Here is a 13,509-nt window from a genome sequence, read left to right as displayed (position 1 = left end):
AGGGCGTAGCGCCTATGATTGGGCGGTCTTCCTGACCTCTATACATGCAAAAAGTCGCGCTTATCACCGGCATCACAGGCCAGGATGGGGCCTATTTGGCCGAATTCCTTTTGGGCAAGGGTTACATCGTGCACGGAATAAAACGCCGTGCATCGTTGTTCAATACCGACCGAATCGACCATCTCTATCAAGATCCCCACATTACTGACCGCCATTTGATCCTGCATTATGGTGATCTGGCCGATAGCACGAACCTGATTCGCATCATCCAGCAATCTCAGCCCGATGAAATCTACAACCTTGCGGCTATGAGCCACGTGGCTGTCAGTTTTGAGACGCCTGAGTACACCGCCAATGTTGACGGCATTGGCACGCTGCGCATCCTGGAAGCGATTCGAATCCTCGGTTTGGAGCGAAAAACGCGCTTCTACCAAGCCAGCACGTCTGAACTCTACGGGCTGGTGCAGGAAGTGCCGCAGAAGGAAAGCACACCGTTCTACCCTCGCAGTCCCTATGCGGTGGCAAAGCTATATGCCTACTGGATCACGGTCAATTACCGGGAGGCTTATGGTATGTATGCCTGTAACGGCATCCTGTTCAACCACGAAAGCCCCTTACGAGGCGAAACCTTCGTGACGCGCAAGATCACGCGTGCCATGGCCCGCATTCACCTGGGCCTTCAGGATTGCCTGTACCTTGGCAACCTTGATGCGCTGCGTGATTGGGGCCATGCCAAGGACTACGTGGAAATGCAGTGGCTCATGATGCAACAGGGTGTGGCAGAAGACTTCGTCATCGCGACGGGCGTACAGCACAGCGTGCGCGAGTTCGTTTTGGCGGCGGCACACGAACTCGGCATGCAGATAGAGTGGTGTGGCCATGGCGTTGACGAGGTCGGCCGGGACTCCCGAGGACGTGCCATTGTCAAGGTGGACCAGCGATATTTCCGGCCGACGGAGGTCGAGTCGCTGCTTGGCGATCCTACCAAGGCGCGGGAGAAGCTCGGCTGGACGCCGCGCACAGGATTTGGCGAACTCGTCGCGGAAATGGTGCGCGAGGATCTAAAAAGCGCTCAGCGGGACGAACTGGTCAAGAAGTACGGATTTTCCGCCTACGACTACAACGAATGACGGCCAGGGTGGAGACTGTGGAAATGGACAAGAACGCCAAGATCTATGTGGCTGGTCACCGCGGCATGGTGGGCTCTGCCCTGATACGCAAACTGGCCGAGCGCGGCTACGAAAACCTGGTCACGCGCACGCATGTCGAGTTGGAGCTACTGGATCAGTCTGCGGTACATGCCTTCATGGCGCATGAAAAGCCCGACTACGTGTTTCTTGCGGCAGCCAAAGTGGGTGGCATACAGGCCAACAATGTGTCGCGCGCTGACTTCATTTACCAGAACCTCGTGATTGAGGCGAATGTGATCCATGCCGCGCACATCGCCGATGTGCAACGGCTGCTGTTTCTGGGATCAAGCTGCATTTACCCGCGCGACTGCCCGCAGCCGATCAAGGAGGAGTACTTGCTGACCGGGCCCCTTGAACCCACCAACGAGCCCTATGCCATTGCCAAGATCGCGGGCATCAAGCTTTGTGAGAGTTTCAACCTCCAGTACGGCCGGCATTACGTGAGCGCGATGCCGACGAACCTGTACGGTCCCAACGACAACTACGACCTGAACACCTCCCACGTACTGCCTGCATTGCTGCGCAAAGCCCATGAGGCGAAGCGGCATGGCGACTCTGTATTGAATGTGTGGGGTTCGGGACGGCCGCGTCGTGAGTTTATGCATGTGGACGACATGGCGGACGCTTGTGTGTTCTTGATGGAGCAACTCGACATCACTGAGGGCCTGTTCAATGTGGGCACGGGGACTGACGTGACAATTGAAGACCTCGCCCGCCTGATCATGGACGTGATCGGTTTTAAGGGGGCGCTGGCTTTAGACCCGAGCAAGCCCGATGGCACACCTCGGAAATTGCTGGACGTAGGCAGACTGCAGCGTCGTGGTTGGACGGCCAGCATTCCACTAGACGCCGGTATTGCCCAGACCTACCGATCGTTTCTGGAAACGCCGCAAGCGCGGGACTAAACGAACGAAGTCAGCCGATTTTGCCAATAGACAGTTGTCGCGGCGCTTATTCCGTTCCCCGTCTATCTAACGGGATCCAAAGCCGCCAGCAACAATGCGAAGCGTCTTGTACGCAATGAGCAAATCCAGCGCCACCGAGTAGTGCGCCACGTAGTACAGGTCGTAGCTGAGCTTGATGGCGGTCTGCTCTTCGCTGTCGGCATAGCCCTGCTGCACCTGCGCCCAGCCCGTCAGGCCCGGCCGCACGAGGTGGCGGTAGGGATACGCAGGAATCCGGTCCGCGAACAGGCGCACGAACTGCGCTTGCTCCGGTCTGGGGCCGATCAGGCTCATGTCGCCCTTCAGCACATTCCACAGTTGCGGCAGTTCATCCAGACGCGTGCGGCGGATGAAGCGACCCACGGACGTCACCCGGTCGTCGTTGGGCTGGGCAAAGCGTGCGGTGCGTTCGTCATCGGCATGGCGCATGCTGCGCAGTTTCCATATCCGGAATTCACGGCCGTTGCGCCCGACGCGGACCTGTGAAAACAGCATCGGCCCCGGTGAATCCAGCTTCACCGCCAGACCTGCCGCCAGGCACAGCGGAAGCCAGAGAGGCAGTCCGGCCAGCGTAAGGATCAGGTCGGCCAGGCGCTTGACGGTGTCGTAGGCCGGGTTGCCGTCCAGGGTCCAGAGGTCTTGCGTCTGGTGGTTGGGCAGGATTTTCCGGCCGCTCAGCAGTTCGGCGACTGCCTCGACGCTGTAGAGCCTCACGTGCTGCAGGCGCAGCGTGCTGATCCAGCGCTCGCGCACGGCGCTGGATGGGGCATGGCGGTCCAGCACGACACCGGCCCATGATGGTGCGGCGCGGGATTCGTCCGCATTCGCCTCCGCATCGTTTTCGATGTGAGGTGTCCAGGGCAAGAGGGCGATGTGCTGTTGACTGGCCTGCGCGGCATCTCCGAGCAACTCCTTCAGGCGTTGGGGCACGGTGTCGTCGAGATAGGCCAGTGACAACACCTGTTGCCCGCGGTCGCGCCAGTGTCCCACCAGGAACCATGCCGAGGACAGCACATAGACCAGCAGCACCGCGCCACGCGAGTAAGGCTGCTGCAGCAATGCAAAGCCCAGGGGAGCGGCAAGATACGGCGCGGCCGTTGCCACGAAGAGAAAGCGGCGCCCCTCGAATTGCGGCAGATAGGCCCCGTTGTAGAGCCAATGCGCGGCCATGGCATACGGAAAGATGCACCACAGCACCGTTTGCGGAAACTGGTAGGTCACCCAGCCGTGGTGCTCCAGCGCCAGCCCTGCCAGATAGCTCACCACCAGCACCAGAACGCCACCCAGCGCCCAGCGCAGGACGGCACCCTGGCGGTGCGCCGTGGAAGAGCCGAGTTCACGGCGCGGAATGCTGTTCATGGAGTCGTCGGGGTGCGTGAGATCGCCGTGGCGTAGACGGCCTGCACGGCCGTGCCCATGCGTTCTGCCGTGAAGTGCTGCTCGTAGCGTTGCCGTGCTGCAGCGCCCATGCGGGCACGCAGCGCCGGTGACTCTATCAGTTGCCGCAGCGCCGTTGACAGGGCCGCAGCGTCCTGCGCGACGAGAAGAGCATGCTCCGCATCCGGCAGTAGTTCGCGGATGCCCGGCAGATCGCTGGCCACGATGGCCAAGCCCGCTCGCATCGCCTCGATGAGGGAGATCGGCAAGCCTTCGTGATCGGACATCAGCACGAAGATCGCATGGTGCGCGAGCTGGACGGGAATGTCATCCACATCGCCCTGGAAGGTGGCGGCGTGAAGACCCAGGCGACCGGCCAGATCGCGGTGCGCCGGGAGGTCGGGGCCATCACCGAAAAACGTCGCCGGGATTTCATGCCCCAGGGTTGCGCTGAGCTGGGCCAGGGCTTGTAGCAGCAGGTCAGGTCGCTTGGGGGGCGCCATGCGGGCGATCATTGCAATCGCTGGCAGTGTCTCGGCCGCCGAGGTTCGGCCTTGGCCTTGGTTCGGCACGTCTTCGACGCCGTTGTGAATGACAGTCACCCGGGCAGGTGGCAAGGGCAGCCTTCGGGCGAGTTGGCGTTCGTACGCTGACACGCAGACCATGCAGCGGGTCAGGGGCGCGAGCATCCACTCCACGGCAAACGCGGCAGCACGGCGTTTCCAGGGCGCACCGGCCTTGAAGGCGAAGCCATGGACGGTGTAGATCACAGGCGTGCCGGTCAGCAGGCCCGCCAGGCGCGCGACCACGCCGGCCATCGCGCTGTGGGCATGCAGCAAATCCGGCCGCTGCTGGCGCACCAGAGCCACCAGCGTGCGCAGGGCACGCGCCATCTGAAGGGGGTTCCAGGAATTGCCCAGCGCCGGGATGCGATGCACCGGCAAGCCCAAGGCGCACAGAGCTTCCGAAAGCGGGGGCCGTTCTTCCGTTCCGCCGATGGCGGCATGGATGTTCACATCGCGGCGGGCGAGTTCGCGGCAGAGGGTGAGCACGTGGCTTTGCGCGCCGCCGATTTCGCCCTTGGTGATGACTTGCAGGACCTTCACGGCGCCACGGGGCCGCACGGTGCCGCGGCGGTCCCGGCCGTCGTCACGGTGCGATGCCCGTGCGTTCCAGCACATCGCCCACCAGTTCCAGGCGCAGCAAGGGGCTGTCGAGTTGCATCAACTGCTGCTTCAGGTCCAGCGGCACTGGCAGCAGTTCGCACCAGCGGTTGGCGACCCAGCCGCAGTCGTCCAACTGCGAGGCGGTGGGGGTGACGAGGAGTGCTGCGTCTTCCGGGCTGCGGTCGCGCAGGCGTGCCAGCACCTGCTCCAGCGCCGTGGCCGTGTTGCGCAAGTCGTCCGGCACGGAAACCGGCACATCCGAAGGCATTTGCTCGATGTCGGCGATCCACAGCCCATGCGGCAGCAGATGGCGGCGAAGGATGCGAAAGCGCGCCGACCCTTCGGCGCGCAGGACGATGAGGCCCGGATGCGAGGTGTCGATCTCGGAAATGTGCGCCAGCGTTCCAGCATCGTGAAACTGTTCCGGCGCCGCCCCTGCCTGCCGCACTTCCTGTCCACTGGTCAGGGCGACGACCCCGAACGGCGCGCCTGCCTGCTGGCACTTGCGCACCATGTCCAGGTAGCGGACCTCGAAGACGCGAAGGGAGAGAACGCCGCCCGGAAACAGCACGGTTCCCAGCGGGAACAGCGGCAGGGATGTCAGCGTGAGCGGTGGCAATGACGGCTCGGAGGGTGGGGGCACGAAGGTCATGGGCAGGCTTGGTGGCCCGCTATCATCCCACGGCAGAACGCTTACGCAACATCGCGCCATGGGTTCACTACATCACGAGGTTTCATGCTTTACCAGATCGCTTCTTTTCTGCTGGACGTGGTGGGCGGCCTGCTGACCGGGGCCTGCCTGCTGCGGCTCTATATGCAACTGCAGCGTGTGCCTTTCGGCAACCCCATCGGCCGGCTGGTGTTCGCGCTCAGCGATTGGCTGGTGATGCCTTTGAGAAAGATCGTGCCCGCCACCGGGCGCTGGGACTGGTCCAGCATGCTGGCGGCCCTGTTGATCCAACTGCTGCAGTACCTCTTGATGTGGTTGCTGCTGGGCGCAGGACTGGGTCTGGCGCTGGTGCCCTGGCTGGCGATCTTCGGGCTCGTGCGGGTGGCGATCTCGGGGCTGATGGGGCTCTTGATCGTCTATGCCGTGCTCTCGTGGGTGCAGACGCGGTCGCCCCTGGCTGATGTGATCACGCGGCTGTGCGAGCCCTTGCTGCGGCCGTTGCGCCGGGTGGTGCCGCTGCTGGGTGGCGTGGATCTGTCGCCCCTGGTGGCGTTGGTGGCGCTGCAGGTGTGCCTGATCGTGCTGGGCAACCTGCAAGGGGCCGTGCTGCGATAAACACACGCCTTGAATAAAAATAGCTGCCAGCGCTTATCCAGTAAGCGCTGGCAGCTATTATTTTTATAGCAATAGAGAGGCTGGGCGCTCAGGCCACTGAATCCGCTGGCAGGCGCTGCAGCATCGCCAGGCTCTTGGCCACCGTGCCGCGCAGTTCGCGGCGGTCGCAGATGAAGTCGACGGCACCCTTGGTCTGCAGGAATTCGGCGCGCTGAAAGCCTTCTGGCAGCGTGACGCGCACGGTCGATTCGATCACGCGGGGGCCGGCAAAGCCGATCAGCGCCTTGGGCTCGGCGATCACGATGTCGCCCACGAAGGCGAAGCCGGCCGAAACGCCGCCCATGGTCGGGTCGGTCAGCACGCTGATGTAGGGCAGGCCCTTCTTGGCCAGCCGGGTGAGGGCGGCATTGGTCTTGGCCATCTGCATCAGGGACAAAAGGCCTTCCTGCATGCGCGCACCGCCCGTCGCGGTGAAGCAGATGAACGGCACCTTCTGCTCGATGGCCGTCTCCACGCCGCGCACGAAGCGCTCGCCGACCACGCTGCCCATGCTGCCGCCCATGAAATCGAATTCGAAGCAGGCCACAACGACGTTGATGCTGCGCACCGAACCGCCCATGACGATGAGCGCATCGGTCTCGCCGGTGTTTTCCAGCGCCTCCTTCAGGCGGTCGGGGTATTTGCGGCTGTCCTTGAACTTCAGCGCGTCCACCGGCAGCACTTCCTGGCCGATTTCGTAGCGGCCTTCGGCGTCGAGGAACGCGTTCAGGCGCGGCCGGGCGTTGATGCGGTGGTGGTGGCTGCAGTGCGGGCAGACATTCTGGTTTTGCTCCAGGTCGGTCTTGTAGAGCACCGTCTCGCAGCTCGGGCACTTGATCCACAGGCCTTCCGGCACCTGGCGGCGCTCGGTGGGATCGGTCTGCTGGATTTTGGAGGGCAGAAGTTTTTCGAGCCAGGACATATCGGTTTCCTCTTCGCTTGAAGTCTCAGCCGCGCGCCACGGACCGGCGCGCGGGGCTGCAATTATGCGTCCAGTGCCTTGCGCACTCCCCGCAGGAAGTCGATGGTGACGGGCACCACCTTCTCGTGCGGCTGGTCTTCCAGCAACTGGATGATGCGGCTGCCGATGACCACGGCATCGGCCACGCGGCCGATGGCCTGGGCCGTGGCCGCGTCGCGGATGCCGAAGCCCACGCCCACGGGAATGTGCACATGGCGGCGGATCACCGGCAGCATGGTTTCGACGGCTGCGGTGTCGAGCGCACCCGATCCGGTCACGCCCTTGAGCGACACGTAATACACGTAGCCGCTCGCCACCCGCGCCACCTGCTGCATGCGCTCTTCGGTGCTCGTCGGTGCCAGCAGAAAGATCAGGTCCATGCCCTTTTCGCGCAGGCTGGCCGCGAACGCTTCGCACTCCTCGGGCGGGTAGTCGACGATGAGCACACCGTCCACGCCGGCCTCGGCGGCATCGCGCACGAAGGCGCCTGCACCGTGGACTTGGTCATAGCGTTCCACCGGGTTGGCGTAGCCCATCAGCACGACGGGCGTCTTGTCGTTGCGCTGGCGGAAGTCACGAACGTGGCCCAGCACCTGGACCATGCCCACGCCCAGCGACAGCGCTTTTTCGCCGGCCTTCTGAATCACCGGGCCGTCGGCCATCGGATCGGAAAAAGGAACGCCCAGCTCGATCACGTCGGCCCCGGCTTCGACCATGCCGTGCATGAGCGCCGGCGTGATGTCCGCAAACGGGAAGCCGGCGGTCACGTAAGGAATGAGCGCCTTGCGCCCCTTCGACTGCAGCTCGGCGAAGGTTTGGGCAATGCGGTTGCGCGGCGAGCTCATGCTGCGGGCCCTCCCTTGACGCCATGGCCGCGCATGGACGGCCGGTCGTACACATCGGCCCCTGAGAGGTCGGCCACCGTGCCGATGTCCTTGTCGCCCCGGCCTGAAAGGTTCACGAGGATGGACTGGTCCGCCGGCATGGTTTTGGCGAGCTGCATGGCGTAGGCCACCGCATGGCTCGATTCGAGCGCCGGAATGATGCCTTCCGTGCGGCACAGGTAATGGAAGGCCGCGAGTGCCTCGGCATCGGTGACGCCGACGTATTCGGCACGGCCGATTTCCTGCAGCCAGGCGTGTTCCGGACCAACGCCCGGGTAATCCAGCCCTGCGCTGATGCTGTGCGTCTCGGTGATCTGGCCGTTCTCGTCCTGCAGGATGAACGTGCGGTTGCCGTGCAGCACGCCGGAGCTGCCGCGTTGCAGCGATGCGGAATGCTTGCCGCTGTCCAGCCCTTCACCGGCGGCCTCCACGCCGATGAGGCGGGTTTTCTCGTAAGGGATGTAGGGATGGAAGATGCCCATGGCATTGCTGCCGCCGCCCACGCAGGCGACCACGGCATCCGGCTGGCGGGCCTCCGTGTTGCGCTCGGCCAGCAGTTCGGGCATCTGCGTCAGGCATTCGGTGCCGATCACGCTCTGGAAGTCGCGCACCATCATCGGGTAGGGGTGAGGCCCCGCCACGGTACCGATGATGTAGAAGGTGTCGTCCACATGGGCCACCCAGTCGCGCATGGCCTCGTTGAGCGCATCCTTCAAGGTCTTGCTGCCCGACTCGACCGCCACCACCGTCGCGCCCAGCAGCTTCATGCGGTAGACGTTGGGGCTTTGGCGCTTGATGTCTTCCGAACCCATGTACACCACGCATTCCAGCCCGTAGCGCGCGCAGATGGTGGCCGTCGCCACGCCGTGCTGGCCTGCGCCCGTCTCCGCGATGATGCGTGGCTTGCCCATGCGCCGGGCGAGCATTGCCTGGCCGATCACGTTGTTGATCTTGTGGGCGCCGGTGTGGTTGAGGTCTTCGCGCTTGAGGTAGATCTGCGCGCCGCCCATCTCGCGGCTCATGCGCGCCGCGTGGTAGACGGGGGAGGGGCGGCCCACGAAATGCTTCAGTTCCGAGTGGAATTCAGCCAGGAATTCCGGGTCGTTCTGATAGCGGGCATAAGCCTCGCGCAGTTCGGTCAGGGCATGGGTGAGCGTTTCGCTCGCGAAACTGCCGCCATAGGGGCCGAAATGGCCAGCGGCGTCGGGTTGCTGATAGGAAAGCATCAATGATTCTTTGCAAATTGCGCATCGGCCGCCTGCACGGCGGCGATGAAGCGTTGGATCTTGCCGGCGTCCTTGATGCCCCGAAGCGGTTTGCCGTCGGGGCCATCGGCTTCTACGCCGGAACTGACGTCAACCGCGAGCGAAAGGCCGCGCGGCCGCACCTGCAAGATGCCATCGGTCACGTTTGCAGGCGTGAGTCCACCAGACAAAACGAGGTGAGAGCCGACGCTTGGAGGAAGAAGTGACCAATTGAATGCCTTGCCGCCGCCACCATAACCTTCGACATGGGCATCGAGAAGGATGGCTTGGGCGCGGGAGTGGGTTTCGGCGAATTGTACGAGGTCGAACCGGTCCGCACCGTCGCCGAGGGGAATGCGCGCCGCCCGCAGAAAGGGGCGGGTGCCGTCCGCAGTCGCGGCCCAGCAGGCCTGCGGAGACTCATCTCCATGAAATTGAACGGTTGCCGCCGGAATCTCTGCGCAGGCTGCTATCACTTCTGCAGCGGGTGCATTCACGAACAGGAGCACCGGCGTCACGAACGGCGGCAACCTGCGGGCCAGCACCGCAGCGCGCTGCGGCGTAATGCCGCGCGGGCTCGGCGCGTAGAGCACGAACCCCACCGCGTCGGCACCGGCTTCGACGGCGGCATCGACATCCTGCTCGCGGGTGAGGCCGCAAATCTTGACGCGGGTGCGGCGCGGCTGGGTGGAGGGCGTCGGAGGGGCGAAAGGCTGAGGGCTGGGGCTGCTCATGGAAGCCAATCATACGCAGCGGTGCGGGCGGGCAGCCCCCACGCGGCGTCGTAGACCGGCCCCAGAAAGTACAGCCCGTCGGGCGAAAACGTCGGTGCTGCCGCGTCGCGTGAGCGGGCCTGCAGCACCTGCTGCATCCAGCCAGTCGGCTGCGCGCCTTGGCCGATCGCGATCAGGCAGCCCATGATGTTGCGGATCATGTGGTGCAGGAACGCGTTGCCCTCGAACTCGAAGCGCCAATAGCAGGGCTGCCAGTCGTGCGGAGGCGCATTGGCTGGCACGGCGGCAACGCCTTCCGGTCCGCGCCGGGTGATCGTGATGCTCCGCAGTGTTTTAACCGGAGATTTTGCCTGGCAGGCTGACGCCCGAAACGACGTGAAGTCGTGCTCGCCGAGAAGGTACTGGGCCGCCTCGCGCATGGCTTGCCCGTCCAGCGGGTGAAAGACCCAGCCCACCCGCGCGCTGTCCACGCTGGGGCGCACGGGCGATTGCAGCAGTACATAGGCATAGCGGCGCGCCGTGGCGCTGCCGCGCGCATGGAAGGCGTCCGGCACTGGATGCGCCCATTGCACGGCAATGTCGGCAGGCAAAAAGGTGTTGGGGCCGCGCACCCACGAGAAAGGGGTGCGATCGAGCGGCGTATCGAAATGGACCACCTGCATCAGCCCATGCACCCCCGCATCGGTGCGTCCGGCGCAGATGGTGGACACCGGGTGCGTGGCGAAGCGGCCAAGGGCCGCTTCCAGGTGGTCCTGGATGGTTCTGCCGGAAGACTGGCTTTGCCAGCCCTGGTATCCCTGCCCGTTGTAGCTGACGCCGAGCGCCATCCTCATGGATGGCGTCCCGTCGGTGCTGGGCTTGTGGCGGCTCTGGCGCCCTGCATCAGCCCAGTTCGGACAGCAGGCGCTGCGCCCGTGTCTTGAGCGCGCCGGAGGACTCGGCAATCACCTCTTCGATCAGCGTGCGGGCACCTTCGCTGTCGCCGATGGCGTTGAATTCTTCCGCCAGGGCCAGCTTGGTGGCCAGGGGATCGTCGGGCAGCGCCGGCGTGGCCTGGGGCAGTTCCTGCGCGGCAGCATTGGCGGCCTGGCCCGATGCGCCGGGGCTGTCCAGGTCCAGCGACAGTGCACCCAGGTCGAATTCCAGAGGCGCCGGGCCCGAAGCGGCTGCATCGGGTGGCGACGACAGCGGGGCGGGTGCCGAATCCATCAGGCGCAGGTCGTCAGGGAATTCCAGATCAGCGCTGGCCGGCGTGGGCGACAGGGGGGCTGCCGCTGTCGTCACAGGCTTGTCCCACGAGGGATCGGGCAACTCCAGAGCGCCCATGTCCAGCGCTGGAGGCTCGGAGTAATCTGGGACAGGAGCTGGCTCGCGCGCCATCGCTGGCGCAGCCGCCATGACCCCTGCAGCTGCCCCGGCAGCGGCCGCCGCAGCGGCGAAGGCGCCGGGGGCTGCCGGTGGCGCGGGGGGCGCTTCGGTCAGTGCATCGCCGGGCAGGTCGAGATCCAGGTCCAGGTCCATGTCGGGGGGCAACGCAGCGCTGGTCGCGCTGGCAGCCTGCGGGCGACCGCCCGTGAAGGTGCTGGCAAAGTCATTGCCGGCGTTGGGGCCGTCGTCGTCCAGGCCTGCAAGGCCGGGGCGGCCACCGGGTTGGTACAGCGGATTTTCCGGGTCGAGTTCACGGCCCAGTTCGGCAACGCGGGCCCAGTCGGGGCCTTGGCCGTCGGTCAGCTTGAAGACATCCTGCGCCACGGCTTCCAGGGCCTTGCGGTCCTGGCGCTTGGCATAGATCTCGCCCAGCTTCACGTGCACCGACGTGCGGTCGGGGTTGTGGCGCACCGCTTCCTTGAGGATTTCCTCGGCCTGCAGGTCACGGCCGTAGGCCAGGTACACATCGGCTTCCGCCACGGGATCGACGTCGCCGCCCGCGTCGAGCTGGCTGGGCGAATACGCCATCGACGAGCCCGTGCTCAGCTGGCTGCTGGCCGTGTCCACACGCTGGCCACCGCTCGCTCCGAAGAACGAGTCCGGCTGCAGCTTGCTCTCCATGAAGGAGCTGTCCACCCCCTGGTTGTTGCGGCGGTTCTGCACCGTGCGATAGGCCCCATAGCCCAGCAGCAGGGCCAGCAGAGCCCCGCCTGCCAACGGCAGGATCGGATCGTCGAACAGGCTGGAGAGAAAACCGGGCTCTTCTGGCGCAGGCGCTGGTGCCGGCACAGCGGCCGGCGCAGGCTGGGGCGCGGCAGCGACAACGGGAGCCGATGCAGCGGCAGCCGATTCCGAGGCTGCGCTGGTGGCGTCGCTGGCTGGAGCTGCGGCCACAGGGGTCGCGGGAGCAGCAGGAGCGCTCGCGGCACTGGCTGCAGCTTGCGGGGCAGGGGCGGGGGCAGGGGCTGCGGCGGTCGGCACGACAGCGCCCGTGGCAACGGTTGCACCGGTGGCAGCGCTGGCCGCAGCGGCTGGCGCGCCAGCGCCTGCAGCGACCGGGGCGGAGGCCGTGCCGAGCTTGTTGAGGTCGGAAATGTTCTTCGACAGCTCGGCCATGCGGGCCGAAGCGGCGCTGGCCTGTTTGTCCTTGGCCACTTGGTCTTCGGCGGCCTTCTGTCCTTGCATTGCACCCTTGGACAGGGTGAGCTTGTCCGGAGCGGCGGTGGCCGGTTTCTTGTCTTCGACCTGGGCCTGGACCTTGCCGCTGGCGGAGCGTTCTGCCGCAGCCACTTCGGCCGAGGGCGCTGCGCCTGCGAGGCGGCGGCGGAAATCGTTGAAGTCGCGGCTTTGCGCGGCAATGATCTGGCGTGCCTCGCCCGGCGGAGTGGCGCGTGCCTGGGTTTCATCGGGCAGTTGCAGTACGGCGCCCGATTTGAGCCGGTTCACGTTGCCACGGATGAAGGCATCTGGGTTGGAGCGCATCATCGCCACCAGCATCTGGTCAAGCGATACGCCAGCGGGGCGATTGGCGGCGGCCAGACGGCCTGCCGTATCGCCGGCCTGCACGGTGACCGTGCCGCCAGTGGCTGCAGGAGCAGCGGCGGGTGCCGGAGCCGGAGCCGGGCGCGGTGCGGCGGCTGGGCGCGGTGAAGCGGCCGGAGAAGCCGCCTGGGACGTGGCGGATTCAGTGTTTCGTGGCGTGCGCGTGGCCGGTGCTGCTGCGATAGGTGCTGGCGCCGTCACCTGAGGCGAGGCTGTCACCGTGGCCGGTGGACGGCGCAGCGCTGGCGGATCGAACAGCATGGTGTAGCTGCGCACGATCTGGCCGGAGCTCCACGTGGCATCGAGCACCAGATCGACGAACGGGTCGTTGACGGGGCGATCGCTGGTGAGCTGCAGCACCATCGAACCGTCGCTGCGGCGTTGCAACTGCACGCGAAGGGTGTTGAGCGCTGGTGACACTTCCATCCCCTGCGCGCGGAACACCTGCGGCGAGGCTGGCGCCGCTCGGAGCGAATCCGCTTCGGCGGCCGTGATCTGGGGCAACTCGATCTCGGCGCGCAGTGGCTCGCCGAGGGCGGACTGCACAGTGAGGCGGCCCAGGGCGAGAGCATTCGCATCGGTGGCATACAGGCCGGCCGACATGACGGCCGCGGCGGCCAGGATTGAGAGTTTCCAACGATGCATGTGTGCCATCAACAAAAGAGGATTGTGCGGTCCGTCAGGACGCCAGATTTAGGGGCGTTTGGTTCCGCAC

Annotated in this window: 12 protein-coding genes; 3 read left to right on the top strand and 9 right to left on the bottom strand. The window is 65.2% G+C overall.

The window, feature by feature from the left end; all coding sequences use genetic code 11:
• Positions 1-44 precede the first annotated feature (44 nt).
• Positions 45-1,130, top strand: a complete 1,086-nt coding sequence (gmd, locus tag BLT03_RS12500) for a GDP-mannose 4,6-dehydratase (RefSeq protein ID WP_092744097.1) — start codon at positions 45-47, stop codon at positions 1,128-1,130.
• Between the two features lie 23 nt (positions 1,131-1,153).
• Positions 1,154-2,095 (top strand): GDP-L-fucose synthase family protein, encoded by a 942-nt coding sequence (locus tag BLT03_RS12495; RefSeq protein WP_092744247.1) that lies wholly within the window; start codon positions 1,154-1,156, stop codon positions 2,093-2,095.
• 66 nt (positions 2,096-2,161) lie between these two features.
• Here the strand turns inward: BLT03_RS12495 and BLT03_RS12490 are convergent, their stop codons facing one another.
• The 3 genes from BLT03_RS12490 to BLT03_RS12480 are packed head-to-tail and all read right to left on the bottom strand — an operon-like array spanning position 2,162 to position 5,329.
• A complete protein-coding gene (locus tag BLT03_RS12490) occupies positions 2,162-3,493 on the bottom strand; it encodes a sugar transferase (protein ID WP_092744096.1) in 1,332 nt (443 codons plus the stop codon).
• Entirely contained in the window at positions 3,490-4,692 is a 1,203-nt protein-coding gene (locus BLT03_RS12485) for a glycosyltransferase (protein WP_092744095.1), read from the bottom strand. Before BLT03_RS12485 ends, BLT03_RS12490 begins: the two co-directional genes overlap by 4 nt.
• Positions 4,661-5,329, bottom strand: a complete 669-nt coding sequence (locus BLT03_RS12480; protein WP_092744094.1) for an LON peptidase substrate-binding domain-containing protein — start codon at positions 5,327-5,329, stop codon at positions 4,661-4,663. The genes BLT03_RS12485 and BLT03_RS12480 overlap by 32 nt, the downstream gene beginning before the upstream one ends.
• 84 nt (positions 5,330-5,413) lie before the next feature.
• Between BLT03_RS12480 and BLT03_RS12475 the strand changes: the two genes are divergently transcribed.
• The gene (locus BLT03_RS12475; RefSeq protein ID WP_092744093.1) at positions 5,414-5,962 is read left to right on the top strand and encodes a YggT family protein; all 549 of its coding nucleotides are present in this window, start codon (positions 5,414-5,416) and stop codon (positions 5,960-5,962) included.
• A gap of 88 nt (positions 5,963-6,050) precedes the next feature.
• Here the strand turns inward: BLT03_RS12475 and accD are convergent, their stop codons facing one another.
• The 6 genes from accD to BLT03_RS12445 all read right to left on the bottom strand — a co-directional run bounded on the left by accD (position 6,051) and on the right by BLT03_RS12445 (position 13,439).
• On the bottom strand, positions 6,051-6,923 hold the full coding sequence (accD, locus tag BLT03_RS12470) for an acetyl-CoA carboxylase, carboxyltransferase subunit beta (protein ID WP_092744092.1): 873 nt from the start codon (positions 6,921-6,923) through the stop codon (positions 6,051-6,053).
• Positions 6,924-6,985: 62 nt separating this feature from the next.
• Positions 6,986-7,807 (bottom strand): tryptophan synthase subunit alpha, encoded by an 822-nt coding sequence (gene trpA, locus BLT03_RS12465; RefSeq protein WP_092744091.1) that lies wholly within the window; start codon positions 7,805-7,807, stop codon positions 6,986-6,988.
• Positions 7,804-9,072 (bottom strand): tryptophan synthase subunit beta, encoded by a 1,269-nt coding sequence (trpB, locus tag BLT03_RS12460; protein WP_092744090.1) that lies wholly within the window; start codon positions 9,070-9,072, stop codon positions 7,804-7,806. The genes trpA and trpB overlap by 4 nt, the downstream gene beginning before the upstream one ends.
• Positions 9,072-9,824, bottom strand: coding sequence for a phosphoribosylanthranilate isomerase (locus BLT03_RS12455; protein WP_092744089.1), 753 nt, complete (start codon positions 9,822-9,824; stop codon positions 9,072-9,074). The genes trpB and BLT03_RS12455 overlap by 1 nt, the downstream gene beginning before the upstream one ends.
• Positions 9,821-10,657, bottom strand: coding sequence for a tRNA pseudouridine(38-40) synthase TruA (truA, locus tag BLT03_RS12450; RefSeq protein WP_092744088.1), 837 nt, complete (start codon positions 10,655-10,657; stop codon positions 9,821-9,823). Before truA ends, BLT03_RS12455 begins: the two co-directional genes overlap by 4 nt.
• A gap of 49 nt (positions 10,658-10,706) precedes the next feature.
• The gene (locus BLT03_RS12445; protein ID WP_175537744.1) at positions 10,707-13,439 is read right to left on the bottom strand and encodes a motility hub landmark protein FimV; all 2,733 of its coding nucleotides are present in this window, start codon (positions 13,437-13,439) and stop codon (positions 10,707-10,709) included.
• Positions 13,440-13,509 lie beyond the last annotated feature (70 nt).

Origin of the sequence: Paracidovorax valerianellae (assembly GCF_900102625.1) — a bacterium.
Taxonomy (GTDB): Bacteria; Pseudomonadota; Gammaproteobacteria; order Burkholderiales; family Burkholderiaceae_C; genus Paracidovorax; species Paracidovorax valerianellae.
This window is presented reverse-complemented; position numbering and strand designations above follow the sequence as displayed.

Excerpts from the sequence above, each read along its gene's own strand:
- gmd (WP_092744097.1), top strand. The coding sequence starts at position 45 with ATGCAAAAAGTCGCGCTTATCACCGGCATCACAGGCCAGGATGGGGCC.
- BLT03_RS12495 (WP_092744247.1), top strand. The coding sequence starts at position 1,154 with ATGGACAAGAACGCCAAGATCTATGTGGCTGGTCACCGCGGCATGGTG.
- BLT03_RS12490 (WP_092744096.1), bottom strand. The coding sequence starts at position 3,493 with ATGAACAGCATTCCGCGCCGTGAACTCGGCTCTTCCACGGCGCACCGC.
- BLT03_RS12485 (WP_092744095.1), bottom strand. The coding sequence starts at position 4,692 with ATGTGCTGGAACGCACGGGCATCGCACCGTGACGACGGCCGGGACCGC.
- BLT03_RS12480 (WP_092744094.1), bottom strand. The coding sequence starts at position 5,329 with ATGACCTTCGTGCCCCCACCCTCCGAGCCGTCATTGCCACCGCTCACG.
- BLT03_RS12475 (WP_092744093.1), top strand. The coding sequence starts at position 5,414 with ATGCTTTACCAGATCGCTTCTTTTCTGCTGGACGTGGTGGGCGGCCTG.
- accD (WP_092744092.1), bottom strand. The coding sequence starts at position 6,923 with ATGTCCTGGCTCGAAAAACTTCTGCCCTCCAAAATCCAGCAGACCGAT.
- trpA (WP_092744091.1), bottom strand. The coding sequence starts at position 7,807 with ATGAGCTCGCCGCGCAACCGCATTGCCCAAACCTTCGCCGAGCTGCAG.
- trpB (WP_092744090.1), bottom strand. The coding sequence starts at position 9,072 with ATGCTTTCCTATCAGCAACCCGACGCCGCTGGCCATTTCGGCCCCTAT.
- BLT03_RS12455 (WP_092744089.1), bottom strand. The coding sequence starts at position 9,824 with ATGAGCAGCCCCAGCCCTCAGCCTTTCGCCCCTCCGACGCCCTCCACC.
- truA (WP_092744088.1), bottom strand. The coding sequence starts at position 10,657 with ATGAGGATGGCGCTCGGCGTCAGCTACAACGGGCAGGGATACCAGGGC.
- BLT03_RS12445 (WP_175537744.1), bottom strand. The coding sequence starts at position 13,439 with ATGCATCGTTGGAAACTCTCAATCCTGGCCGCCGCGGCCGTCATGTCG.